The organism is Saccharothrix sp. NBAS 001, from assembly GCF_056640475.1.
The window spans coordinates 397,561-420,906 of sequence record NZ_CM153251.1 but is presented as its reverse complement, the minus strand read 5'-3'; the positions used below and the strand labels follow the sequence as shown (position 1 = coordinate 420,906).

At 73.9% G+C, this 23,346-nt stretch carries 21 protein-coding genes; 5 read left to right on the top strand and 16 right to left on the bottom strand.

What is annotated here, in order from left to right; translation table 11 throughout:
• Nucleotides 1-38: 38 nt before the first annotated feature.
• Nucleotides 39-1,688: an AMP-binding protein gene (locus AC0HI0_RS01905; RefSeq protein ID WP_480930483.1), complete on the bottom strand. Its 1,650-nt coding sequence runs from the start codon at nucleotides 1,686-1,688 to the stop codon at nucleotides 39-41.
• A gap of 193 nt (nucleotides 1,689-1,881) precedes the next feature.
• Here AC0HI0_RS01905 and AC0HI0_RS01900 point away from each other — a divergent pair, with 193 nt between their 5' ends.
• The 4 genes from AC0HI0_RS01900 to AC0HI0_RS01885 are packed head-to-tail and all read left to right on the top strand — an operon-like array spanning nucleotide 1,882 to nucleotide 4,917.
• Nucleotides 1,882-2,490 (top strand): PaaI family thioesterase, encoded by a 609-nt coding sequence (locus tag AC0HI0_RS01900; RefSeq protein WP_480930482.1) that lies wholly within the window; start codon nucleotides 1,882-1,884, stop codon nucleotides 2,488-2,490.
• Between the two features lie 47 nt (nucleotides 2,491-2,537).
• The gene (locus tag AC0HI0_RS01895) at nucleotides 2,538-3,557 is read left to right on the top strand and encodes an LLM class flavin-dependent oxidoreductase (protein ID WP_480930481.1); all 1,020 of its coding nucleotides are present in this window, start codon (nucleotides 2,538-2,540) and stop codon (nucleotides 3,555-3,557) included.
• Nucleotides 3,558-3,568: 11 nt separating this feature from the next.
• Complete coding sequence (locus AC0HI0_RS01890; RefSeq protein WP_480930480.1) at nucleotides 3,569-4,432, top strand: TIGR03619 family F420-dependent LLM class oxidoreductase; 864 nt, start codon at nucleotides 3,569-3,571, stop codon at nucleotides 4,430-4,432.
• Nucleotides 4,429-4,917 carry a nuclear transport factor 2 family protein gene (locus AC0HI0_RS01885; RefSeq protein WP_480930479.1) on the top strand — a complete coding sequence of 163 codons (489 nt, stop codon included), beginning with the start codon at nucleotides 4,429-4,431 and terminating at the stop codon, nucleotides 4,915-4,917. The genes AC0HI0_RS01890 and AC0HI0_RS01885 overlap by 4 nt, the downstream gene beginning before the upstream one ends.
• Nucleotides 4,918-4,983: 66 nt before the next feature.
• On the opposite strand, the gene AC0HI0_RS01880 is transcribed toward AC0HI0_RS01885, so the two are convergent.
• From AC0HI0_RS01880 to AC0HI0_RS01860, 5 genes are all read right to left on the bottom strand, one after another.
• Nucleotides 4,984-5,805, bottom strand: coding sequence for an SDR family NAD(P)-dependent oxidoreductase (locus AC0HI0_RS01880; protein WP_480930478.1), 822 nt, complete (start codon nucleotides 5,803-5,805; stop codon nucleotides 4,984-4,986).
• Nucleotides 5,806-6,240, bottom strand: coding sequence for a nuclear transport factor 2 family protein (locus tag AC0HI0_RS01875; RefSeq protein ID WP_480930477.1), 435 nt, complete (start codon nucleotides 6,238-6,240; stop codon nucleotides 5,806-5,808).
• The gene (locus AC0HI0_RS01870) at nucleotides 6,237-7,103 is read right to left on the bottom strand and encodes an LLM class F420-dependent oxidoreductase (RefSeq protein ID WP_480930476.1); all 867 of its coding nucleotides are present in this window, start codon (nucleotides 7,101-7,103) and stop codon (nucleotides 6,237-6,239) included. Before AC0HI0_RS01870 ends, AC0HI0_RS01875 begins: the two co-directional genes overlap by 4 nt.
• 76 nt (nucleotides 7,104-7,179) lie before the next feature.
• Entirely contained in the window at nucleotides 7,180-7,725 is a 546-nt protein-coding gene (locus AC0HI0_RS01865; protein ID WP_480930475.1) for an AAA family ATPase, read from the bottom strand.
• A 66-nt stretch (nucleotides 7,726-7,791) separates the two neighbouring features.
• The gene (locus AC0HI0_RS01860) at nucleotides 7,792-8,841 is read right to left on the bottom strand and encodes a sporulation protein (RefSeq protein WP_480930474.1); all 1,050 of its coding nucleotides are present in this window, start codon (nucleotides 8,839-8,841) and stop codon (nucleotides 7,792-7,794) included.
• A gap of 375 nt (nucleotides 8,842-9,216) precedes the next feature.
• On the opposite strand from AC0HI0_RS01860, the gene AC0HI0_RS01855 reads away from it, so the two are divergent.
• Nucleotides 9,217-9,669: a PaaI family thioesterase gene (locus AC0HI0_RS01855; protein ID WP_480930473.1), complete on the top strand. Its 453-nt coding sequence runs from the start codon at nucleotides 9,217-9,219 to the stop codon at nucleotides 9,667-9,669.
• A gap of 16 nt (nucleotides 9,670-9,685) precedes the next feature.
• Here the strand turns inward: AC0HI0_RS01855 and AC0HI0_RS01850 are convergent, their stop codons facing one another.
• From AC0HI0_RS01850 to AC0HI0_RS01805, 10 genes are all read right to left on the bottom strand, one after another.
• Nucleotides 9,686-10,705, bottom strand: coding sequence for an LLM class flavin-dependent oxidoreductase (locus AC0HI0_RS01850; protein WP_480930472.1), 1,020 nt, complete (start codon nucleotides 10,703-10,705; stop codon nucleotides 9,686-9,688).
• A gap of 142 nt (nucleotides 10,706-10,847) precedes the next feature.
• On the bottom strand, nucleotides 10,848-11,948 hold the full coding sequence (gene menC, locus AC0HI0_RS01845; RefSeq protein ID WP_480930471.1) for an o-succinylbenzoate synthase: 1,101 nt from the start codon (nucleotides 11,946-11,948) through the stop codon (nucleotides 10,848-10,850).
• Nucleotides 11,945-12,796: a GNAT family N-acetyltransferase gene (locus tag AC0HI0_RS01840; protein WP_480930470.1), complete on the bottom strand. Its 852-nt coding sequence runs from the start codon at nucleotides 12,794-12,796 to the stop codon at nucleotides 11,945-11,947. Before AC0HI0_RS01840 ends, menC begins: the two co-directional genes overlap by 4 nt.
• 199 nt (nucleotides 12,797-12,995) lie before the next feature.
• Complete coding sequence (locus tag AC0HI0_RS01835; protein WP_480930469.1) at nucleotides 12,996-14,606, bottom strand: PucR family transcriptional regulator; 1,611 nt, start codon at nucleotides 14,604-14,606, stop codon at nucleotides 12,996-12,998.
• Between the two features lie 63 nt (nucleotides 14,607-14,669).
• The gene (locus AC0HI0_RS01830) at nucleotides 14,670-15,794 is read right to left on the bottom strand and encodes a M20/M25/M40 family metallo-hydrolase (RefSeq protein ID WP_480930468.1); all 1,125 of its coding nucleotides are present in this window, start codon (nucleotides 15,792-15,794) and stop codon (nucleotides 14,670-14,672) included.
• Nucleotides 15,791-17,179 carry a serine hydrolase domain-containing protein gene (locus AC0HI0_RS01825; RefSeq protein WP_480930467.1) on the bottom strand — a complete coding sequence of 463 codons (1,389 nt, stop codon included), beginning with the start codon at nucleotides 17,177-17,179 and terminating at the stop codon, nucleotides 15,791-15,793. The genes AC0HI0_RS01830 and AC0HI0_RS01825 overlap by 4 nt, the downstream gene beginning before the upstream one ends.
• 28 nt (nucleotides 17,180-17,207) lie before the next feature.
• Nucleotides 17,208-18,782 (bottom strand): ABC transporter substrate-binding protein, encoded by a 1,575-nt coding sequence (locus AC0HI0_RS01820; protein ID WP_480930466.1) that lies wholly within the window; start codon nucleotides 18,780-18,782, stop codon nucleotides 17,208-17,210.
• 58 nt (nucleotides 18,783-18,840) lie between these two features.
• Nucleotides 18,841-20,772, bottom strand: coding sequence for a S9 family peptidase (locus AC0HI0_RS01815; protein WP_480930465.1), 1,932 nt, complete (start codon nucleotides 20,770-20,772; stop codon nucleotides 18,841-18,843).
• Between the two features lie 16 nt (nucleotides 20,773-20,788).
• Entirely contained in the window at nucleotides 20,789-21,571 is a 783-nt protein-coding gene (locus tag AC0HI0_RS01810; protein ID WP_480930464.1) for an ABC transporter ATP-binding protein, read from the bottom strand.
• On the bottom strand, nucleotides 21,568-23,340 hold the full coding sequence (locus AC0HI0_RS01805; protein ID WP_480930463.1) for a dipeptide/oligopeptide/nickel ABC transporter permease/ATP-binding protein: 1,773 nt from the start codon (nucleotides 23,338-23,340) through the stop codon (nucleotides 21,568-21,570). The genes AC0HI0_RS01810 and AC0HI0_RS01805 overlap by 4 nt, the downstream gene beginning before the upstream one ends.
• Between the last annotated feature and the right edge of the window lie 6 nt (nucleotides 23,341-23,346).

Genomic DNA, 23,346 nt, shown 5'->3' with positions numbered 1-23,346 from the left:
CGTCGTCACGCAGGTCTGTCGTCGCGCAGGGCCGGGGTTCACGCGGGCAGCAGCGCGGTCCGGCCGTGCCGCTCGAACTCGCGTTCCAGCCCGGTGCGGGCGGGCGCGTCCAGCGGGCGGTAGGCGTGGTCGTCGCGGAGGAACACCGGGTCGTCGGTGCGCCACGCGGCGCGGCGCAGCACCGTCTTGGCGACCTTGCTGCTGCCGGTGGTCGGCACCTCGGCGGAGATCCGCACGAACCGGGGCCGCCACTTGGTGCCCAGGTCGGGCTGCGCGTCCAGGAACCGGTCGAACTCGGCCGGGTCGAACGCCGCGCCGGGCCGCAGTTGCAGGGTGCACATCACCTGGTCGCCGGTGCGCGGGTCGGGCACCGGGTAGACCAGGGCGACCGCGACCCGGTCCCAGCGCTCCAGGATCCGCTCGACCGGCGCGGCGGAGAAGTTCTCGCTGTCCACCCGCAGCCAGTCCGAGGAGCGGCCGGCGAAGTAGAAGAACCCGTCGGCGTCGCGGTAGGCGAGGTCGCCGGTCCAGAAGTCGTCGCCGCGCACGCGCTCGGCCTGCGCACCAGGGTTGCGGTAGTAGCCCTCGAACTGGGCGGCCCGGCCGACGGCGACGATCTGGCCGATGGCGGCGTCGGCGTTGAGCAGCCTGCCGCCGGCGTCGAGCACGGCGGGCGGGCACTCCGCGCCGGTCTCCTCGTCCATCACCCGCACATCCGCGCCCGCCACCGGCAGGCCGAGCGAGTCGGGCGGGCTGTCCGGCGTGCGGTTGATCCGCAGCACGCCCTCGCTGAGCCCGTAGCCCTCCGACACCCGGCAGCCGAAGCGGGCGGTGAAGCGCGCGATGTCGGCGGCGGACGCCTCGGTGCCGATGGCCAGGCTCAGGCTGCTGGTCGCGTCGCGCGGGTCATCGGGCTGCGCGAGCACGTAGGACAGCGCGCGGCCGACGTAGTTGACGAACGTGGCGCGGTAGCGGTGGACGTCGCGGACGAAGCCGGACGCGGAGAACTTGCGGGACAGGCAGATCGTCGCGCCGACCCGGATCGCCGGGGCGAAGTTCATCATCGCCGAGTTGCCGTGGAACAGCGGCATGCACAGGTACGACACCGAGTCCCGGGTCAGCTCGGTGCGCGCGGTGAGCGCCTCGGCGAGGCCCGCCAGGCGGCCCTGCGAGCAGATCACCGCCTTGGGCGCGCCGGTGGAGCCGGAGCTGAACAGCAGCAGCAGGATCGCGTCGGCGGGCGGGATCTCGTCCGGCAGGGGCGAACCCCGGTGCGGGGCGAGCAGGTCGTGGTAGTCGGGGTGGTCGATGTTCCACACCCGGGACACGCCGTGGTCGATGCCGTCGAGCAGGCCGTGCAGGCGGTCCTCGGTGACGATCACGTCGCACCGGGTGTGCCGGATGTCGTGCGCGAGTTCGGCACCGCGCCGGGTCGGGTTGATGCCGACCACGACCGCGCCCGCCAGGGCGGCCCCGGCAAGCCAGAACACGTAGTCCGGCACGTTCTCCAGCAGGACGCCGACGTGCGGGCGGCGGCCCGTGCCGGAGGTGTCCAGGGCGGCGAGCACGGCGGCCCGGTCGGCGGCTTCCCGCACCACCTGGTCCCAGGTCCACGAGTCGTCGCCGAAGCGCAGACCGATCTGCCCGTCCGCCGTCCGCGACCGCACTACCTCGGCGAATGTGGTCAACGTCGAAACCTCCCTGTGCTCGTCCGGGTGCTTCACGGGGCACCCAATCAAGCAAGCGCTTGGCCGACCATAGCCGTGGGCCGGATGGTGGTCAAGGACACATCCGGTGGCGGGCAAGGCGGTTCGGCCTTGCGCCGCAACGGCCCTCTTCCTACTGTCAACCAAGCGCTTGATCACACGAAAAGAGGTGGCCATGAGCCAGACGACGGCCGTCACCGGGACGGGACGGACCGGCGGGACGGCGGGCGTGGCGGCGGCGGCGCGGCGGCTGGTCGACGCGATCGTGCGGGCCGGCGACGCGATCGAGGACGAGTCCGGCGAGCTGGCCGCCGCGCTGGACGCGGTGGCCGACCGCATCGACCGCTGCGCTCCCCCGCTGGCCGAACGGCTGGAGCGGATGTGGCTGCCGGTGGACTCGCGGCTGCACAACCCCGTCAACGGGCTGGAGAACCCGCTCGCGCCCCCGCTGGCACTCGCCCCGGACACCGACGACGTGACCGGCACGGTGACGCTGGGCCTGCCGTACCAGGGTCCGCCCGGCCACGTGCACGGCGGGATCTCCGCGCTGCTGCTCGACCACGTGCTGGGCCTGGCGAACATCCGCTCCGGCAGCCCCGGCATGACCGCGCGGCTGACCTTGACCTACCACCACCCGCTGCCGCTGTTCGAGGAGCTGACGGTGACCGGGCGGCAGGAGGCCGTCGACGGCCGCAAGGTCCACGCGACCGGGTCGATCGGCACCGCCGACCGCGTGCACGTCACGGCCGAAGGTCTGTTCGTGCGCCCCCGGGACGTCCCGTGACCTCGCCCGCCGGGCCGGGTGCCGACGCGACTTCGCCGAGGTGACGGGTGGAACTGGTCACCACCTTGCCCGCGCGCACCGAACTGGCCGACGTCGCGGACGCCGTGCGGCGCATCGAGCGGCTCGGCTTCGACACCGTGCACATCCCGGAGACCGTGCACGACTCGCTCGCCGTCGCCCTGCTGGCCTTGGAGCACACGACTTGGCTGACCGTGCGCACCAGCATGACGCTGGCGTTCCCGCGCAGCCCGATGACCGTCGCCTACGCGGCGCGCGACCTGGCCAGGTACTCCGGCGGCCGGTTCGAACTGGGCCTGGCCACCCAGGTGCGCGGGAACATCGTCGGCCGGTTCTCGGTGCCGTGGTCGGCACCGGCGCAACGGCTGGCGGACTACCTCGTTTCGCTGCGCGCGATCTTCGCCGCCTTCGAGACCTCGGGACCGCTGCACCACGAGGGTGCGCACTACCGGTTCGACCGGTTGCAGCCGTACTTCAACCCCGGCCCGTCCGGGGTCGGCGCGCCGCCGCTCTGGACCGGCGGGGTGAACCGGCGGATGTGCCTGGTGGCCGGCGCCCACGCGGACGGGTTCGTCACGCACGCCACCAACTCCCATCCGTCCTATTTGGACTCGGTGGTGCTGCCCGCGCTGGCGGAGGGCGCCGCCGAACGGCCGGACGGCGGGCCTCGGGTCGTCGTGGTGTCCAAGTGCGTCACCGGGTTCGACCGGGCGGCGCTGGACTCGGCCCGCGACAGCGCCCGCGAGGAGTTGGCGTTCCTCTACTCCACGCCCGCCTACCGGCCCACCCTGGCCCTGCTGGGCCACTCCGAACTCGGCGAGCGGTTGACCGGGCTGGTTCGCGAGGACCGGTGGGCCGACCTGCCGGACGTGCTCACGGCCCCGGTGCTCGCCGAACTCGTGCCGCACGGGTCCTACGCCGAACTGCCGGACGTGCTGGCGCGGTGGTACGGCGGCCGGTGCTCCGGGCTGGCCGTCGCGGTGCCCGAGGACGGACGACACGACCCCGCCTTCGCCCGGATGCTCGCCGCCGTGCGGGAAATCCCCTGAGAGGGAGCGCCATGCGTTTCGGTTTGTTCAGCCCAGTCGTGATCCGCCTGCCCGACGCGCACGCGCCGTGGGAGGCCGAGGCCGGACCGGAGGACCTCGCGGCCATCGCCGAGGCCGCCGATGCGCTGGGGTACCACCACCTGACGTGCAGCGAGCACGTCGGCGTGCCGCGCGAGGTGGCCGCCACCCGAGGGGGGACGTACTGGGACCCGTTGCCCACGCTGGGTTTCGTGGCCGCGCGGACCCGACGGCTCCGGCTGGCCACGAACGTGGTGGTGCTGGGCTACCACCACCCGCTGGAGATCGCGAAGTCCTACGGCACGCTCGACCGGCTCAGCGGCGGACGGGTGGTGCTCGGCGTCGGCGTCGGGTCGTTGCGGGAGGAGTTCGAGCTGCTGGGGGCGTCGTTCGACGACCGGGGAGCGCGGGCGGACGACGCGTTGCGCGCGCTGCACGCGGCGTGGGGCCGGCCGGTCCCGGCGTACAAGGGTTCGCACTACTCGTTCCGCGACTTCGTGATCGAGCCGCACGGCGTGCGGCGGGACGTGCCGGTGTGGGTCGGCGGCCGGACCCGGCGGTCGTTGCGGCGGGCGCTGGCGCTGGGCGACGGGTGGACGCCGTTCGGCCTGACCGACGACCAGGTGGCCGGGTACCTGGCGGAGTTCGAGCTGCCCCAGGGGTTCCAGGTGGTGTTGCAGCCGCCGCCGCTGGACCCGCTGGGCGACCCGGACGGGGTGCGCCGGCACGTCGCCTCGTCGGTCCGGGCGGGCGCGACGGTGGTCAACGCCAAGTTCACCGCGCGCTCGCGGACCCACCTGGTGGATCAGCTGCACGCGTTGACCGAGCTGTACCCCTTCGACCGAGGAGAGGCATGACCGACATCGAGGACCGGCTCGCCGGGTTGGAACGGCGGTTGGCGGAGACCGAGGACCGGTTGGCGCTGCTGCAGGTGGTGGCGGCCTACGGGCCGGCGGTGGACAGCGGATCGGCGTGGGAAACGGCCCGGATGTGGGCCGAGGACGGCGTGTACGACACGTTCCCGGTGGTGTTGCGCGGACGTTCCGAGATCGCCGGGATGGTGACCGGCGAGCGCCACCAGGGCCTGATCCACGGCGGGGCGGCACACCTGGTGGGGATACCGCACATCGAACTGGCGGGTGACCGGGCCGTGGTGACGACGTACTCGCAACTGGTCCTGCGGGAGGCCGAGACCGACGGCTACCGGATCTGGCGCACCGGCGTGAACCGGTGGGAGTTCGCGCGCACGGCGGAGGGCTGGCAGGTCACGAACCGGGTGAACCGCCAGTTGGACGGCGGGCCGGAGGGGCGTGAGCTGATCGCGGAGGCCGTGCGGGGGTGAGCGATCCCCGGCCGGTGGCGCGCCACCGGCCGGGGATGCCGGACCTCCGCGAAGTCCTGCGGGGGATCAGGCTTCGTTGGGCAGGTTGGTCCAGCCCTTGCGGTCGGCGCGGGCGTACCAGCCGGAGGCGGCCAGGGTGCCGCCGTCCACCGGGATGGTGTGGCCGGTGACGAACCGGGCGTCGTCGGAGGCCAGGAATTCGACCACGGCGGCGTAGTCGTCGGGTTCGCCGAAGCGGCCCGCCGGGATCCACGTCCGGATCAGGTCCGGGTCCCGGCCCTTGAGCATCAGCTCCGCCGGGGTCTGCGGGGTGTCGGCGAGGTCGGGGGCGATGGCGTTGACCCGCACGCCGTGCTGCGCCACGTCGACCGCCAGGCTCCGGGTGAACGCGACGACCCCGGCGTTGAACGCGGCATACGGTGCCGCGTAGGGGATTCCGCGGAACGCCTCCACGGTCGCGTTGTTCACGACCGCACCGCTGCGCCGGCCCACCATCGCGGGCAGCAGTGCGTGGCACATCCGCATGACGTGCAGCAGGTTCATCTCGTACAGCTCCTGCCACTGCTCCTCGGTGCTGTGCAGGAAGGTCCGCGCCGCGGGGCGGAAGTCCCCGACGTTGTTCACCAGCACGTCGACCCGCCCGCCGGCCACCCCGAGCGCGGCGTCGCGCACCCGCGCCACCGTCGCCGGCTCGCGGATGTCGCCCACCACGATCACGCACTCGCCGCCCGCCGCCACGACGTCCGCGTGCGCCGCCTCGGCCGCTGCGCCGTCGAGGTCGTTCAGCACGACCCGCGCCCCCGACGCCGCCAGCCGGCGGCTGATCCCGCCGCCGATCCCCGACGCCCCGCCGGTCACCACCGCTACCTGTCCCGCCAGCCGTCCCACTTACCGCACCTCCAGAGCCCGCACCGGACGCGTCTCGATCCACTCGATGCGCACCGACCGCCGGGCGAACAGCCACCGCCCGCCCTCGCGCCGGTACGCGTCGCGGTACCGCAGGTGCCACACCAGGTTCCCGCGCTCGCCCACGTGGTTGGCCACGCACGCCACGACCCCGGTCCCGTCCGGCTCGGCCACCTGCCCGACCACGGCGTGCATGGTCACCGGGAACCCCAGCAGCGCGCCCATCCCGATCCGGATCGCCGCCCGCCCGCTCAACGTCCGCACCGGGCCGAGGTGGTCGGGCGGGTCGGGCAGGTCGAGCCGCGCGTCCTCGGTGAACAGCTCCGCGACCTCGCCGAACCGGCGGTCGTCCACATAAAGCGCGTACCGCGCGACCAGATCCGCGATCGCCAGCCGGTCGCGTTCGCCGAACGTCACGCGACCAGCCCCAGCCGTTGCGCGCACGCCGACAGCTCGTCCTTGACCCGCTCCAGGTCCGCCGTCGGCGAGGCGGCCAGCACGACCCGGTCCGCGCCCAGCTCCGCCAACCGGCCGGCCTTGTCCCGGTCGATCCGCCCGACGGCGTGGCCCAGCGTCAGTTCCAGCGCGTCGGGGTCGCGGCCGGACCGCTCGGCCTCCTCGCGCATCACCGCGACCAGGTCGCGCAACTCGTCCCCGGCCACGCCGAGCGGTTGCAGGCCGTCACCCCGCCGGCCCGCCCGGCGCGCCGCCGCGCGGGAGTGCCCGCCGATGTGGATCGGCACCCGCCGGGCGGGCGCGGGACGGCTCACCGCGCCCCGGAACCGGAAGAACTCACCGGTGAAGTCGGCGGGACCCCGCCACAACGCGCGCAGCACGTCGATCTGCTCGTCGGCCCGGCGGCCCCGGGTCGCGAAATCCACCCCGCACGCCTCGACCTCCTCCTTCATCCAGCCCATCCCGACGCACAGCCGCAGCCGGCCGCCGGACAGCGCGTCGACCGTCGCGGCGCGCTTGGCCAGCACCACGGGGTGGTGGTTGGGCAGCACCAGGACGCCGGTCGCCAAGCCCAGCCGGGTCGTCCGCCCGGCCAGGAAGGCCAGCAGGTCCAGCGGGTCGGGGATCGGGCAGTCGGGGGTCAGCTCCATCCGGCCGGAGCTGTCGTACGGGTAGGCGCTGTCGTAGTCCTGGACCACCACGGTGTGCTCGACCACCACCACGGACTCGAACCCGCACGCCTCGACGTGCCGGGCGAACCCGGTCATCCAGGCGGCGTCGGCGGTGGTCCCGGCGGCGACCGGGGCCAGCACGGCGTACTCCATACCCGCACCTCCAAGCAAGCACTTGCTTGGCACCGTAGCACCGGTCGGCCCACCGGGTCCACGGCCCGCCGGCGGGTCACCGGACGACGGCCTCCGACCACCGGGCCAGGATCTCGTCGACGGTCTCGTCCGGGGTCTGCGCCGAGGTGTCCAGCCACAGGCCCAGGCGCGGGGTCTCCTCGCGCAGCACGCGGTCCAGGGCGTGCACCGTCCACTCGTCGTAGGTGTTCTTCGCCCGGCCCGCCTCGCGCACGGCGATCGCCGCCGGCGTCGGGGCCAGCACCACGACCAGCAGCGGGCGGTTGCGGATCCGGTCGACCAGGTAGGGCAGGAACTCGCCGAGCACCACGTCCTGCACCACGGCGGTGAAGCCCGCCGCGAAGTACGCGTCCGCCGTCGCCGCGGCCAGGTCGTGCCGCAACCTCAACTGCCGCAACGCTTCCTCGGACGGCTCCGGCCCCATCTCCGCGCGCCCGCCGACGACCATCCGCCGGAACACGTCACCGCGCACGTGCGCCGAACTCGGCAGCCGCTCGGCCAGCGCCTGCGCGATCGTGGACTTCCCGGCCGCCTGGATCCCCGTGACGAGCACGATGGCCCGTTCCGTCGTCTGTCCCATCATCGGATGATCTCCGGGCGGAGGTGGGCCGCGCGACCCGATTTCCGCGTCGGCCCACCTCGCCCGGCGTCACTCCTCGAACGCGAAGTCCCCGCCGTCGTCCTCGAAGACCTCTTCCACGACCTCGCCGAGGATCATCCCGCCGACCACACCCGCCGCCGCGCCCGCGACGATCCCGCCCACGCCCGGCCCGCGCCGCTCGTGGTGGCCGTGCTGGTCGTAGTGGCCGTGCTGCTCGTAGCCGTGCTGCGGGTACCCCTGCTGCGGATAGCCCTGCTGGGGGTAGCCGACCTGGCCGTAGCCCGGCTGGGGGGCGCCGAACGCGGGGTTGCCGAACGCGGAGTTGCCCCCGCGCTGCACGACCTGCGCGAGCCACCCGTTGATCGCCGACGCCCAGTCGGTGTGCTGCGCGTCCTGGTGGGAGGCGTGGAACCGGCCGAACGAGTCGCCGCCGGAGCTGAACAGCCCGCCGCGCTTGTCCGCCTCCAGCACCACGACCAGTTCGTGCGGGCTGGTCACGAAGGTGAGTTCCACCTGGCTGAGCCCGCCCGCGTACTGGGCCGGCGGGAAGAACTCGATCTCCTGGTAGAAGCCCAGTTCCTGGTGCACGCCGTGGATCCGGCCGGCCTCCACGTCCGCGCTGCGGAACTGGAAGCCGAGCTGCCCGAACGCGTCCAGCACGCGGTCCTGCGACGGCAGCGGCGAGACCAGGACCGGGTCGAGGTCGCCCTTGTCCGGCGCGCCCGCGATGACCAGTTCGGTGCGCACGCCGACGGTCATGCCGGGCAGCGGGTGCCCGCCCACGGCGGTGATCGGGGTCTCCCACGGGATCGGGAGCTGGAAGGGCACGGCGACCGGCTGGTTCGCCGCGACCCGGACGCCCTGGGCGACCGCGACCCGCAGGAACTCAGACACGCCACCGTATTCGTGGTCGCCGTGCTCGACCTCGACACGGGTCACCAGGGAGAGCACGATCTGGTCGATGACGGCGTCACCGCTGCCGCCCTGGATGCGCACCTGGCCGGTGATCACCTGGCCGGGCGTGGCGTGCGGTGAGTCGAGAACGGTGTCGACGGACGGTCCGCCGACGCCGAAGGCGCTGAGCATCCGCTTGAACATGGGAAGACTTCCTCCGGGGGACTGGGTGGCCGAGGCGCTGGTCCCGCGAGCGCCCGGCCGACGGCGACAGCCGTGCCGGGTCGGCGCGTCGGGCATACGTCACACTAGCACGTGCCGCTGTACGGTTTACCGGACGTACCCGGATGGCCGCACCCGGTGACGTGCGATGGCCGGCTGGGATTGGCCGACGCACGTCGGCGGGCACCACCATCGGTCGAGCCGGGTGGGCCGCGACGGCCCGCCCGGCACCCGGCCGGGATCGCCGTCGTCGCAGGGATCGTGGCGCCCGGTCGCTTTCCGCACCACCGGGAGGCGTCCGCGGCCTGTGCGGCACAGGCCGCGGGCGGGTGCGGCCGGAACGCCTAATGTGGACCGGTGACCAGCATCCAGGAACGCCTCTACCCGGACCTCCCCTGCTTCGGCTGCGGCCACGCCAACGCGGACGGCCTGAAGCTGCGCAGCTACCCCGGCGACGACGGCGTGGTGACCGCCGCGTTCACCCCGTGGCCCGCGCACGACAACGGCCTGGGCTACCTCAACGGCGGCATCATCTGCACGGTCCTGGACTGCCACAGCGCCGCCGCCGTCATGCAGGAGGCCGACAAGCGCGGGTGGCGACCGCTCGGCGACGCCGCCCTGTCCTACGTCACCGCCGGGCTGGACGTCCGCTACCTGCGCCCGTCGCCGCTGCACGAGCCGGTCGAGCTGCGGGCGACGGTGACCGAGGCGGCCGAGGCGCAGATGACCGTCGCCGTGTCGCTGGTGTGGGACGGCAAGACCCGCGCCGAGGCGACCGCCCTGTGGAAGCGCTGGCGCCCGCGCGGCTGAACCGGTCGCGGCGGGCTCAGCCGGCCGGCCGCCAGCCGAGCGCGGGGCCCAGGGCGGTGGCGATGTCGGTCAGGATCTGCACGTAGTCGGCGTGCTCGAAGCTGAACGGCAGGGCGAACGCCACCTCGTCGACCTCCCGGAACGCCGCGTGCGCGTGCAGCCGTCCGGCGATCTCCGCCGAGTGGCCCACCAGGTCCGGCGCGAACAGCAGGCGCGCCGGTCCCTGCGGGGACGCCGTGCGCGGCAGGCGTTTCGCGGCGTAGTCGTGGTACTTCGCCTTCTGCTCCGCCGTCGCCGTGTCGGTCGGGATCACCACCAGGCCCTGGGACACCCGGGCGCGGTCGCCGTCGGGGTGGTGCGCCCGGAACGTGCGGACCTGGGAGAGCTGGATCTCCTCGAACCCCGCGTCGCCCTCGGCCTTCACCACGCTGCTGGTGAGGTAGTTCAGCCCGTTCTCGCCCGCCCACCGGGCGGACCGGGTGCTGCCGCCGCCGTACCAGACCCGCTCGGCCAGGCCCTTGGCGTGCGGCTGCACCCGGTCGGAGAACACCTCGATGCCCTCGGTGCCGCTGAACCCGGAGGCGCGCTCGCCCCGGATGAAGCGCAGCAGCCGCTCGACCCGGCCGTGGCCGAAGTCCTCCTGGTCGGCGGTGTCCGGGTAGAGCGCCTCGCGGACCCGTTCGTAGTGCATCGGCGGGCCGACGCTGACCCCGGGGTTGAGCCGGCCGCCGGAGAGCACGTCGACTGTCGCCAGGTCCTCGGCCAGCCGCAGCGGGTTCTCCCAGCCGACCGGGATGACGGCGGTGCCCAGGTGGATCCGGCTGGTCCGCTGGGACGCCGCCGCCAGCACCGCGACGGGGGACGAGATGCCGTACTGGAGGTGCCGGTGGCGCACCCACGCGCTGTCGAAACCGAGGTCCTCGCCGAACCGGATGATGTCCAGTGTGGACTCGTGGCCGGTGCGCGGGTCGTCGCCGTCGAACAGCCCGATGGTGAGAAAACCCAGCTTCCGCAACGGTTCGTCGGGCAGCGGCACGGCACCCCTCCAGCACTCCGCGGCGCGCCCCGGTGGCCGCGCGCCGACGCACCCGATCCTCCCAGCCGGACCGACGCCCGCGCGGGGCGTTCCACCAGGTGGGCAGCCGGGAAGGTCACACCGGGAGGTCACCCCGGGAAGGTCACACCGGCAGCCACTCCCGGCGCGCGCCCGCCAGCCGCCCGGCGATCGGCTCGACGCCCAGACCGGGCCCGGTCGGCACCGACATGCGGCCGGCCACCAGCTCGAACGGCTCGGTGAGGTCCTCGTGGAAGTACCGGCTGGACGCCGAGGTGTCGCCGGGCAGGGTGAAGTTCGGCAGCGCGGCCAGCGCCAGGTTCGCCGCCCGCCCGATGCCGCTCTCCAGCATCCCGCCGCACCACACCGGCACGTCGTGGGCCGCGCACACGTCGTGGATCCGCCGCGCCTCCAGGTACCCGCCGACCCGGCCGGGCTTGATGTTGACCACCTGGCACGCGCCCAGGCTGATCGCGTCGGCCGCCGCCCGCGCCGACACGATCGACTCGTCCAGGCAGACCGGCGTGGTGATCCGGCGTTGCAGCTCGGCGTGCCCGCGGAGGTCCTCCTCGGGCAGCGGCTGCTCGATCAGCAGCAGGTCGAACGGGTCGAGCCGGGCCAGCCGGCCGGCGTCCTTGAGCGTGTACGCGGTGTTGGCGTCCACCTGGAGGAGCAGGTCGTCGCCGAAGCGCTCGCGCACCGCGCGCACCGGCTCGACGTCCCAGCCGGGCTCGATCTTCAGCTTGATCCGCGCGTAGCCCTGCTCCAGGTACCCGGCCACGGCGTCGAGCAGCTGCGGCACGCCGTCCATGATGCCGACCGACACCCCGCACAGGACGCTGTCGTGCACCGCGCCCAGCTCGCGCCCGAACGACACGCCCCGGTGCCGCAGCTCGGCGTCCAGCACGGCCATCTCCAGCACCGCCTTGGCCATCCGGTGCCCCGAGAACCTGGCCAGCGCCGGCCCGACCCGGTGCGCCTCGACGGCCGGCAGACCGCCCAGCGCGGGCACCAGGTAGCGGCGCAGCACGTCCAGCACGCCGGTGAGGTACTCCGACGAGTACAGCGGGTCCAGCAGGGTCGCGCACTCGCCCCAGCCGTCGCCCTCGTCGGTCACCGCGCGCACCAGCAGCACGCTGCGCTCGGTCTGCACGCCGAACGACGTGCGGAACGGGGAGACCAGCGGGAGCGTGGTCGTGACCAGTTCGAAGCCTTCGAGTTTCACGCGTCGTCCTTCCGTGCCACCAGGTAGGAGCCGGCCCGGGAGAAGCCGGTGACGGTCGAGCCGGCCGCCAGCTCGCCCGCGAGGGCGTCGCGCACGGCCAGCCGCCACGCGGCGGCGACCGCCGGGTCGTCGCGCCGCAGCGACTCGACGTCGGCGGGCGTCGGCACGGCCACCACGGGCGCGGACGAGGCCACGACGTGCGGGACGCCGTCGTCCGCGCACCGGATCAGCGCCGGGACCCCGCTGTCGTCCGCCGCGCCGGCCGGCGGGAACGGCGCGACCACGTCCCAGCCGACCAGCAGCCGGTCGGAGGCGTCGCCGCCGTTGATCCCGTCGGTCATCGGGCCGTAGAAGTCGGTCAGGTACGCCTCGGGGCGCGCGCCGAGCTTGGCCAGGTTGAAGTAGGCGTTGCGGCGCACCAGCGGGTCGAACGTCCAGGCCACCGTGGAGATGCCGCTGGCCAGCGCCCAGGAGCGCTGGTGCAGCTTGATCGCCAGGCCGACGCTGCGGCCCTGCATCTCCGGCGCGACACCGGCCATGTGGCTGTGCAGCCGCCCGCTAGCGGGCACCCCGTTGAGGCCCACGGACACGCCCACCAGGTCGTCGCCCACGTAGGCCCCGGCGACGTAGCCGCCCGCCTTGGACAGTCCGCGCAGGATCTCCACGGTGAGCGCGACGTGTTCCGCGTCGGGCCGCCAGATCCGCCGGTACAGCTCGTAGGCGGCGCTCAGCTCGGGGAGCGTGTCGAGAGCCCGGATGGTGACCCCGGCCCGATCAGCCGCAGCGCGCGCGTCCTGTCGGGACTGCTCGACCAACGCCGAGGCGTTGTGCGCAAGGAGATCCGTCATGCCGCCAATACTGCGGATCGGCCCCGGTCCGGGTCTTTGTCCGACGCCACCTAATGCCGCCGAAGCGTTCGTGGAATCTCACCACCGGCCCGTTTCGTCACGATGAGTGAGCACGTTCGCCACCCGTGCGTGCGCCTGCGGCCATCCTTTCGCGCACTGCGCAGCGAGCACGGGGTGGTCGAGTCCTTCAGGCCGGGCTCTAGGCGAGCAGGTTGCGGATGCGCAGTTCGAGCATCGCCTTGAAGCGGGCGTCGTGGTCGGTCAGGTCGATGCCGCAGATGTCCGACAGCCGCCGCAGGCGGTAGCGCATGGTGTTCGCGTGGATGTGCAGCGCCTGCGCCGCGTCGTGCACCGAGCCGAACTCGCGCAGGTACACCACCAGCGACTCGGCGAAGTCCGTGTGGTGCTCGGCGTCGTAGTCCAGCAGCCGCGACACCGGGGTGGGCAGCGCCGGTTCGCGGGCCAGCAGCTTCTCCCCCACCTCGTGCAGCAGGACGTCGAAGTACGCGTCCTCCACCCGCACCACGGCCGGGCACGACGCGGTGGCCGGGCTGCGGTTCACCGACGCCAGGGCCTTGAGCGCGTCGCTCCACGCCGCGAACACCCCGCTCGCGCCCTTCACCGCCGAACTCACCACGACGTGCGCGGGCACGGTCTGGGCGAACCGCTCGGCCGCCGCCACCGCCCGCCGGCCGCCCGCCTCGGGCGCGTCCACCGGCAGCACGCCCACCACCCGGCCGCCGACGGCCGCGGCGATCGCGCGGCTGCTCACGCCGGTCAGCTGGAGGTGCAGGATGTCGGCGTGCCGGTCCAGGCCCCGCGCGGACAGGTCCGCGCCGCCGCCCGAGCGCACCAGCTCGGCCACCACCAGGTAGATGAACCCGGTGTCGATCTCCAGCTCCTGCGCGCTGCGCGCCGCCTCCAGCTCGTCCTCGCCGACCAGCGCGCCGACGAACCGCCGCCGCCGGTCCTGGTCGTGGGTGCCGCTGTCGATCAGCTCGCCCGCCCGCTCGGCCGCCGCCCGCAGCACGGACGTGTCGATCTCGGCGATCGGGGTCGCGGTGGCCACCCAGATCGAGCCGATCACGTACTGGCCGTTGGCGATCCGGATGGCGACCCGGGGCACGTCCAGCTCCGGCATCATCGCCAGGTCCACCAGCACCGGCTCGTCGTGGGCGTAGAGCCGCTCGAAGATCCCGGCGCGGCGCAGCTTCTCGGTGTACTTCGACGGCACGACCCGGCCGAGGATCGTCTCGTGGCGGCCCGCGTCGCCCAGGTTCTGGTTGTCCGAGTAGCCGAGCACCTGCGAGTTCAGGTCCTCGATGGTGACCGGCGCGTCCAGCGTCGCGGCCAGCGCGTTGGCCAGGTCGGACAGCGACCGCTCCTTGTTCACCCGCTCCGGCTCGCCCCACCGCCTGCCGCGCGCGGTCTCCCGGTCCAGCGCGGTGGACAGCGCCACCGACAGCTGGCTCCACGAGATGCCGGGCGCGATCCGCAGCAGCACCAGGCCGCCGGCCGCCGCCTCGGCCGCGACCGCCTCGGGCAGACCGGAGTCGTCGCGCAGCACCAGCGCGCACGCCCCGGCGGCCAGGCACGTCCACACCACGTCCGCGATCTGCCGCTCCCCCGCGACGCCGACGCCGAGCACCACCGCCCGGTCCGGCCGCGCGGCGGTGTCGTGCGGGTCGTGGATGGCGATGCCGCCGACCCGGCGGGCACCGGCCACGTCGCCCGCCAGCACGCTGAGCAGCGTCGCGCCGACCGCCTGGATCAGCGGCGCGAGCGGTGCCCCGGTGCCTGCCTGCGTCATCGACGTCCTCGTTCCTCGCGGAGTCCTTCCCCCGGATTCACTCTAATGCTCCTTTCGGAGCACTCACCCGGCCAGCAACCGGTCCAGCAGGTGGGCCAGCAGCGCCACCCGGTCCGGGATCTCGGCGATCAGCACGTGCTCGTCGGGCGTGTGCGCGCCGCCGCCCACCGCGCCCAGTCCGTCCAGGGTCGGCACGCCCGCCGCGGCGGTGAAGTTGCCGTCCGACGCGGCCCCCGCCGCCACCTCCACCGGCACGGCCAGGCCCAGTTCCGCGGCCGAGGCGGCGGCCAGCTCGAACAGCTCGCGCGAGGGCACCATCGGCGGGTGCGTGACGCCGCCGTGCAGGACGACCCGCGCGCCCGGCGTGCGCGGCGCGAGCCCGCGCAGGGCGGCGTCCACCCGGTCCAGTTCGGCGTCGGTGCGCGCCCGCACGTCCACCGCGACCTGGGCGGTGTCCGGCACGGTGTTCACCGACGTGCCGATGGACCCGGCGGTGGGCACGACGGTCGTGCCCCGCCCGGCGTCGCCGAGTTCGGCGATCGCCTGGATCTGCGCGGCCAGCTCCAGCCCGGCGTTGACGCCGCGCTCCGGTTCCAGCCCGGAGTGCGCGGCCCGGCCGACCACCTCCAGCCGGTAGCGGGCCATGCCCTTGCGGGCGGTCAGCAGCCCGCCGCCGGGCCCGGCCGCCTCCGGCACCAGCACCGCGGCGCACCCGGCGGACTCGCGCCCGATCAGCGCGCGGGCGGTCGCCGACCCGGCCTCGCCGTCGCCGGTGACCAGCACGCTGACCCCCTCCAGCCCGCCGAGCCGCTCCCGGACCAGCGCGCACGCCAGGAACGCCTGGAGCAGCCCGGTCTTCATGTCGTAGCTGCCCGGACCGCGCAGCGCGCCGCCGTCGGCCACGGCGGGCAGCCGCTCCAGGCTGCCCACCGGCCACACCGTGTCGTGGTGGCCGAGCACGAGCACGCGGCGCGGCCCGTGCCCCAGCCGCCACCGCACGTGCGGGACGCCGTCGCGCGTCACGACCTCGCCGCGCACCCCGAAGTACGCCGCGCCGATCATCGCCACCAGCCCGGCGGAGCGCTCCAGCGCCCGCGCGTCCCCCGAGGGGGACTCGCAGGCCACCAGCCGCAGCGCGTGGTCGATCAGCAGGTCCAGCCGATCGCGGGCGGCGTCCCGGTAGTTCACCGGTCGGTGCGCTTGAACAGCCGGAACATGTACAGGTACTCGTCCTCCCCGTCGACCACGTGGGTGAACTCGGTCAGCGCGCCGTTCACGTCGGTGACGAACCGGCCCTTGCCCGACGGGGTGACCCGGTGGCGCGGCTCGGGGGCGCGCTCCCCGACGGGAGCCTTGGTCTCCAGGTCCATGTAGTAGCCCTCGTCGTCGCGGCCCAGGGTCTGGCGCACCATGACGGTCTCGTAGGTGCCGAGCAGGTCGTCGAGGTCCCCGCCCTCCTCGACGACCGGTTTCGGCGCGGTGAGGCCGAGTTCGGCGCCGATCAGGGTGAGCAGCTCGTCGGCCAGGCCCAGGCCGCGGTCGGCGTTGGTCAGCACGCAGACCGCCACGCCCAGCTCGGGGAACGTGTTGAGCCGCGCGACCTGGCCGATGGTGTGGCCGCCGTGCTGCGGGGAGGTCACCGGGTCGCCGCCGGCGCGGCCCCAGTCGGACAGGATCCAGCCCAGGCCCCAACCCCGGTCCACCGTGGACACGTCGGTCAGGTCGACCTGGAGGCTGCGCATCGCCCGCGCGGACTCGGCGGAGAGCACCCGCTCGCCGTTGAGGCCCACGCCGTCGCGCAGGTGCATCGCGCCGAACCGGAGCAGGGCGTCGGCGGTGCCGGTGATCAGGCCGGCGGGCCCGACCGAGCGCGGCAGCATCCACACCTTGGCGGGCGCGACCTTGCCGCCGGGGGTGCCCTCCGGGGTGTCCTGGTGGCCCACGGCGGTGCGGAACAGCGGGGCCTGCTTGGCGCGGGTGATCACGTGGGTCAGGCCCAGCGGCTTGGCGAGGTGCTCGGCGACGGCGTCGTCCCACGCCATCCCGCGCAGCACCTCGACGATCCGCCCGGCCAGCACGAAACCGGCGTTGCAGTAGCTCAGCGGGCCGCCCGGCCGGGTGTAGGGGTGCGTCTCGGCTAGCGCGGCCACGTACTTCTCGACGCAGTCGTCGCCGTCGCCGGTGTCGAGGAAGATGTCGCCGTCGATGCCGCTGGTGTGCGTGACGAGCTGGCGGACGAGGACCCTCGGGGCGTGCTCGGGGTCGGCCAGCCGGAAGTCGGGCAGGACGTCCACGACCGGCGTGTCCAGGGTCAGCAGGCCCTCGTCCACGAGCTGCATCAGCAGGGTCGTGGTCCACACCTTGCTGATCGAGCCGTACTGGAACAGCGTGTCCTCGGTGACCGTCACGCCGGTGTCCAGGCTGGTGACGCCGGAGACCAGCACGCGGATCGCGGCGTCGCCCGCCGCGTCCAGTTCCAGCACGCCCACCTGGACGCCCGGGACGTCGTGCTCGGCGGCCAGTGCGTCGAGGCGCTCCTGCCACTCGGGGGACGCGAGGAGTGCGTAGTTCATGGTGTCCTCTCGGTCTTGACGTGCTGGGTCAGGAGGTCTGGCGGATGGACCACGGCTCGATCTGCAACGACCGGTTGGCCGTGAAGCCCTGGTAGAAGTACGAGACCCGGGACCAGCCGATCGGCAGCACGTCGGCCGCGGCGACCAGCTCGGCCTCGGCGGCCACCCAGTCGGCGCAGCCCTCCGCGCCGAGCTTCCCGGTGGCGGACGCGACCTTCGCGTCGTAGCCCGGGTTGGTGATCTTGGAGAAGTTCGCGGTGCTCGCGCCGCTGAAGAACGGCACCAGCATGTTGGGGAACGGCGCGGCGACGCCCCAGTCCGCGAGGTCCCAGTCACCGCCGGCGGGGTCGAACATGATCGCGCTCGCGCCGGCCGTGTCGGTGGTCTTCAGGGTGGCCTTGACGCCGATCTTCTGCCACTCCTTCGCCAGGTACTCGAAGGCGGCGACCCGCTCGGTGCCGGTGCGCACGATGATGGTGACCGCGAGCGGCCGGCCGTCCTTGGCCCGGGTGCCGTCGGCGCCGGCGGTCCACCCGGCGGCGTCCAGCGTGCGCTTGGCCTCGTCCGGCGAGTACTTCGGCGCGGCCTCGTGGATCTTGCCCGGCGGGCAGATCTTCGGTTCCCCGGCCATGAAGGACAGCGCCTCGCCACCGTCGCCGCCGGTCAGGATGTCCGCCACCGACTTGGTGTTGGTGCCCTGCACCAGCGCCTTGCGCACCGCCGGGTCGGCGGTGGGCCGGGTGGCGGCGTGGTTGACGAACAGCGCGGTCGCCGGGACCCGGAAATCGGCCGCCGGCACGTTCGCGTCGGCGATCCGCTTGACCTCGGGGCCTTCCAGCCCGGCGCCGTTCGCCTCGCGGGACAGCAGCAGGTTCGCCCGGGTGGTGTTGTCGCCGACCACGGTCACCACGACGGTCTTGGGCAGGCCCGGCGTCTTCGCGGTGGTGTCCAGCGGGCCCCACGTGTAGTCCTCGCGGCGGGTCAGCGTGTAGCTGTTGCCCGCCTTGACCTCGGTCAGCTCGTACGGGCCGGTGCCGTCGAACTTCTGGGCGTAGTCGGCGGGCGCCTTGAGCGCCGCGTCGCAGGCGATGAACGCCTGGCCCAGGCTCTCCATCAGGAACGGCGACGGGCCGGGCGCGGTGAGCGTCACGGTCCGCTTCGCCTCGTCCACGGTGGCCTTGAGGCCGATCGGGACGAACACGCCCAGCAGCGGCGAGGCGTTGGCCGGCGTGGTGAGCCAGTCGAAGTTCGCGGCGACCGTCTTCGCGGTGAGCGGGGTGCCGTCCGCGCACTTGACGCCCTCGCGGATGGTGAACGTGGTCGCGGTGGTGGAGGTGTCCCACTTCTCGGCCAGCCACGGCCGGGCCTTGCCGTCCTGGTCGAGGGTCACCAGGCTCTCGTAGCCGAACGCGATGACCTGCCGGCTGAAGCTGTCGGCGGTGCCGTGCGGGAACAGCGCGCCGGGGTCGGCGTTGAGCGCGAGCTTGATCGTGCCGTCCACGACGGGCTCGCCGGAGCCGCCGGCGGAGTTGCCCGACGAGCAGGCCGCCAGCGCGAGCGCGGCCGTGGCGGACACGGCGGCTATCTTGGACCGAGTGTTCATGCGGGGATGTCCTTCGGGGTCGGGCCGGTCTCGCGGCGACCGGTGAGTACGGGGTGGTTCAGCGCACGTGCCGCGCGAGCCAGGCGAGCAGCCGGTGGCGGTAGTCGACGCGCTGGGACGGGCGGCCGGTGACGACGAACAGGTGCGAGGCGCCGGGGTAGAGCACGAGCTGGGTCGGCACCCCGGTCTCGCGCAGCCCGACGAACCACTGCTCGGCCTGGCCGACCGGGCAGCGCTGGTCGTCGCCGGCGTGCAGCAGCAGGGTCGGCGCGGTCACCTCGCGCACCTTGGCGATCGGCGACGCGGCGTGCAGCGCGGCCAGGTCGACGTCGTCGCCCTGCGCCATCTCCAGCGCGGAGAAGAAGTGCGGCAGGTCCGCGGTGCCGGAGATGGAGGACAGGTCGCAGACCACGCCGCCGGCCACCGCCGCCGCGAACACCTCCGGGTGGTGCGAGGACAGGTAGCAGGTCGCGTAGCCGCCGTAGCTGTACCCGGTGACGGCCACCGCCGAGCGGTCCACCAGCCCCTCGGCGACCAGTTCGGCGATCGGCTCGACGAAGTCCCGCGCGTCGCGGGCGCCCCAGCCGCCGACGACGCCGGTGTAGAACTCCTCGCCGTAGCCGTCGCTGCCGCGCGGGTCGACCAGCAGCACCGACCAGCCGCGCTCGGCGAGTTCCTGGTGGTAGAAGAAGTTCGCGTCGGGCAGCGGCGACCACGCGCTGTGCGGCCCGCCGTGCACGTCGACCAGCAGCGGCGTCGGGCCTTCGGCGTCCCGGGGGCGCAGCAGCCGGCCGTGCACGCGGACCCCGTCGGAGATCTCGAACCAGCGCTCCTGCCACGGGAGCAGCCGCGCCGGGTCGTAGGTGCTGATCGCGGTGCGGTGCACGACCTGCGCGCCGTCGAGGAACACGACCTCCGGGAACTGGTCCACGGTGGACAGCACGGAGACCAGGCGGCCGGTGCCCGCCGAGGCCAGGCCGTCGAGGCTCTCGGTGGCGGAGCCGAACACGCGTCGCGCGGCGGCGTCCGGGGTGGCCCAGTCGACCGCGTGCAGGTGGTTCAGCCCCCGCTCGCGCACCGCGAAGTACAGCGTGCCGCCGTCCGGGGTGAACCGCAGCGGCATGGCCGGCGACACGCCGCCGGGGCCCGCGTGGACGTTGCGGTCCAGCTCGGGCGCGAGCCGGCGCAGCTGTCCGGTGGCCAGGTCGGCGGCCAGCAACTGGGCGTGGCCGATGGACACGTCCGGGCGGCCGACCGCGAGCAGGGTGGAGCCGTCCGGGGTGTACCGCAGCACGGTGCCCAGGCCGAAGAACCCGGTGAACAGCCGCGTGCGGGAGTCCGGGTCGTCGACCCGCACGGTCTCCACCGCGCCGGTGAAGTCGGTGTCCCACCGGTCGTCGCGGTGCGTGGCGTAGGCGATCGTGGTGCCGTCCGGCGACCAGGCGACGCCGTCGATCGCCGGCAGGCCGGTCACCGGCCGGGTCGCCGCGCCGGACGCGACGTCGAGCACCACCAGGTCCAGGCTCGGGTCGCCGAACCGGCCCAGCCCGTCCGCCTTGTGGAACGCGGTGTTCACCACCAGCGGCGCGGTCGGGTCCGGGTACGCGCCGAGCGTGACCACGGCCAGCCGCTTGCCGTCCGGCGACCACGCGCTGCCCAGCACGCCGAAGGGGACCAGCGCGGGCGAGGTGACCTCGACCGGGTCGCCGCCGTCCGCCGGGATCCGCCACACCTGCGGCGGGCCGCCGGCCGCGCGCACGAACGACACCGAGCCGTCCGGCAGGAACTCCGGTGAGCCGTCGGCCGGACCGGTGGTCAGCCTGCGGGTCTCGCCCTCCTCGGTGGTCGACCACAGTTCGCTCACCGCGCGGTCGCCGTCGCGGTCCAGGCTCTCCAGGACGAACACGGCGCGCGTCCCGTCGGCGGAGACGGCGGGCCGGGACGGGACCCGGTTGGTCCACAGGTCGTCGATGACGTAGGTGCGGGGCATGGCGGTTGTTCCGTTCTCAGACGCGGGTGAACAGCGGGACGCCGATCTGCGGCACGGCGGAGACCAGGGCTCGGGTGGCGGGGTGCTCGGGGCGCTCCAGGACCTCCTCGACCGGTCCGATCTCGACCAGCTCGCCCCGGTCGAGCACGGCGACCTGGTCGCACACGTACCGGACCACGGCCAGGTTGTGCGAGATGAACACCGACGACAGGCCCAGGTCCCGCTGGATGCGGCGGAACAGGTTGAGCACCGCGCCCTGCACCGAGACGTCCAGCGCGGAGGTGATCTCGTCGGCCAGGAGCACGGCGGGCCGCGCGCCCAGCGCCCGCGCCAGCGCCACCCGCTGCCGCTGGCCGCCGGAGAGCTGGTGCGGCAGCCGCCGGGCGAACGACGGGTCGAGGCCGACCAGCTCCAGCAGCCCGGCCGGGTCGTCGGGCAGCGACCCGTCGACCCGGGGCCGGTGCCGCCCGGCGTGGACGCCCTCGGCGATCGAGCGGCCCACGGTCATCCGGGGGTCCAGCGACGAGTAGGGGTCCTGGAACACCATCTGCACCCGGCTGCGGGCCTCCCGGCCGGCCGGGCCGAGCACGGACGCGCCGTCCACCAGGACGTCGCCGGAGGTGGCCTGCTCCAGCCCGACGGCGACCCGGGCGATGGTCGACTTGCCCGACCCGGACTCGCCGAGCAGCCCGAGCGTGGTGCCGGCGGGCACGGTGAAGCCCACCCCGCGCACGGCCCGCACCCGGCGGGCGCCCCGGCCGTAGCCGACCACCAGGTCACGCACCTCGAAGGCCGTCATTCCACCGCTCCCTTCACGAAGTCGCCGACCGTGGGCAGCGGTTTGGACTTGTCGGTGGTCAGCGTCGGGATGGAGGCCATCAGCGCCTGCGTGTACGGGTGCTCGGCCCGCCCGGCGACCAGGTCGGCGGTGGTGACGTCCTCGACGATCTCGCCCTGGTACATCACCAGCACCCGGTCGCAGAACCCGGTCACCAGCGCGATGTCGTGCGAGATGAACACGACCGCGGCGGCGTGCTCGGCGGCCACCTGGTCCAGCAGCCGCAGCACCTCCCGTTGCACGGTGGTGTCCAGCGCGGTGGTCGGCTCGTCGGCGATGATCAGCCGGGGCCTGCCCATCAGGCCCATCGCGATCATCGCCCGCTGCCGCATCCCGCCGGAGAACTGGAACGGGTACTGCTCGGCGCGCGCCGCCGGGTCGGGGATGCCGACCTCGGCCAGCCGCGCCACGGCCCGCTCGCGCGCCTCGGCCTTGCCGACCCGCCCGTGCAGCAGGGCGACCTCGGCGACCTGCGAGCCGACCCGCAGCGACGGGTTGAGCGAGGACATCGGGTCCTGGAACACCACCGACAGCGAGTTGCCCAGGTGGTCGCCCCGCGCCTTGACCTGCTTGCGGGTCAGCCCGGCGTACTCGAAGCCGTCGAACCGGATGGACCCGGCGTCCACCACGCCCGGACCGTCGACCAGCTGCGCCACGGACAGCGCGGTGAGGCTCTTGCCCGACCCGGACTCGCCCACGATGCCGACCCGCTCGCCCACGGCCACGTCGAAGCTCACGCCGCGCACCGGCGAGCGCCAGCCGTCCTCGGCCGGGAAGCGCACCCACAGGTCGCGCACCGACAGCACGCCCGACCGGTCCGGCTCGACGGTCCCGACCGTCCTGTTCGGACGCGGGCCCAGCCTGCGCAGCGACAGCATGGGCGTGATGCCCATGGCCCGGCCGACCGCGTCGCCCGCCATGGTGAGCGCGATGCCGGCCAGCACCACGGCCACCGCCGGGCCCAGCGCCGCGGCCGGCGCGGAGTACATCCGGGACAGCCCCTCGGCGAGCAGCCGGCCCCAGTCGTAGTCGGGGGCCTGCACGCCCAGGCCGAGGAAGGACAGCCCGGCGAACGCGGTCAGGCTGTTGGCGGCGGCGGCGGTCGCGTTGACCAGCACGACGTCCTGGATGTTCGGGACGACGTGCCGGAACAGCACCTTGAACCGGGAGACCCCGAGCACCCGGGCCGCGCTGATGTACTCCATGCCGGCCACGCTCGCGGCCATGGTCTGGCACAGCCGGGCGACGGTGGGCGCGAGGGCCAGGCCGAGCGCGAACACCGCGCCGGTCGTGCCCTGGCCGAAGAACACCGCCAGGAACAGCACGAGCAGCAACGCCGGGAACGCCACCAGCATGTTGACGGCCGACACCACGAGCCGCCCGAGCCACACCGGCAGCACGTAAGGCAGGCAGCCGACGACCACGCCCAGCACGACGCCGATGACGGTGGACAGCAGCCCGTAGAACAGCGAGGTCCGGGTGGCGACGAGCGTGCGCAGCAGGATGTCGCGCCCGGACGCGTCGGTGCCCAGCAGGTGCTCCGCGCTGGGGCCTCGGGCGATCGCGGTGAGGTCCTCCTGCGCCGCCGCGTCGCCCCACAGCACGGGACCGAGGATCGCCAGGAGGAGGAAGCCCGCGGTGCCGACCAGGCCGATGACGGCGGTCGGACTGGCCAGGTGCCGCAGCACCGGGCGGGAACGGCGCACCGGCGCGCCGGGGAGTGTGGACATACGTGC

Excerpts from the sequence above, each read along its gene's own strand:
- AC0HI0_RS01900 (WP_480930482.1), top strand. The coding sequence starts at position 1,882 with ATGAGCCAGACGACGGCCGTCACCGGGACGGGACGGACCGGCGGGACG.
- AC0HI0_RS01890 (WP_480930480.1), top strand. The coding sequence starts at position 3,569 with ATGCGTTTCGGTTTGTTCAGCCCAGTCGTGATCCGCCTGCCCGACGCG.
- AC0HI0_RS01885 (WP_480930479.1), top strand. The coding sequence starts at position 4,429 with ATGACCGACATCGAGGACCGGCTCGCCGGGTTGGAACGGCGGTTGGCG.
- AC0HI0_RS01870 (WP_480930476.1), bottom strand. The coding sequence starts at position 7,103 with ATGGAGTACGCCGTGCTGGCCCCGGTCGCCGCCGGGACCACCGCCGAC.
- AC0HI0_RS01865 (WP_480930475.1), bottom strand. The coding sequence starts at position 7,725 with ATGATGGGACAGACGACGGAACGGGCCATCGTGCTCGTCACGGGGATC.
- AC0HI0_RS01860 (WP_480930474.1), bottom strand. The coding sequence starts at position 8,841 with ATGTTCAAGCGGATGCTCAGCGCCTTCGGCGTCGGCGGACCGTCCGTC.
- AC0HI0_RS01840 (WP_480930470.1), bottom strand. The coding sequence starts at position 12,796 with ATGACGGATCTCCTTGCGCACAACGCCTCGGCGTTGGTCGAGCAGTCC.
- AC0HI0_RS01835 (WP_480930469.1), bottom strand. The coding sequence starts at position 14,606 with ATGACGCAGGCAGGCACCGGGGCACCGCTCGCGCCGCTGATCCAGGCG.
- AC0HI0_RS01825 (WP_480930467.1), bottom strand. The coding sequence starts at position 17,179 with ATGAACTACGCACTCCTCGCGTCCCCCGAGTGGCAGGAGCGCCTCGAC.
- AC0HI0_RS01820 (WP_480930466.1), bottom strand. The coding sequence starts at position 18,782 with ATGAACACTCGGTCCAAGATAGCCGCCGTGTCCGCCACGGCCGCGCTC.
- AC0HI0_RS01815 (WP_480930465.1), bottom strand. The coding sequence starts at position 20,772 with ATGCCCCGCACCTACGTCATCGACGACCTGTGGACCAACCGGGTCCCG.
- AC0HI0_RS01810 (WP_480930464.1), bottom strand. The coding sequence starts at position 21,571 with ATGACGGCCTTCGAGGTGCGTGACCTGGTGGTCGGCTACGGCCGGGGC.
- AC0HI0_RS01805 (WP_480930463.1), bottom strand. The coding sequence starts at position 23,340 with ATGTCCACACTCCCCGGCGCGCCGGTGCGCCGTTCCCGCCCGGTGCTG.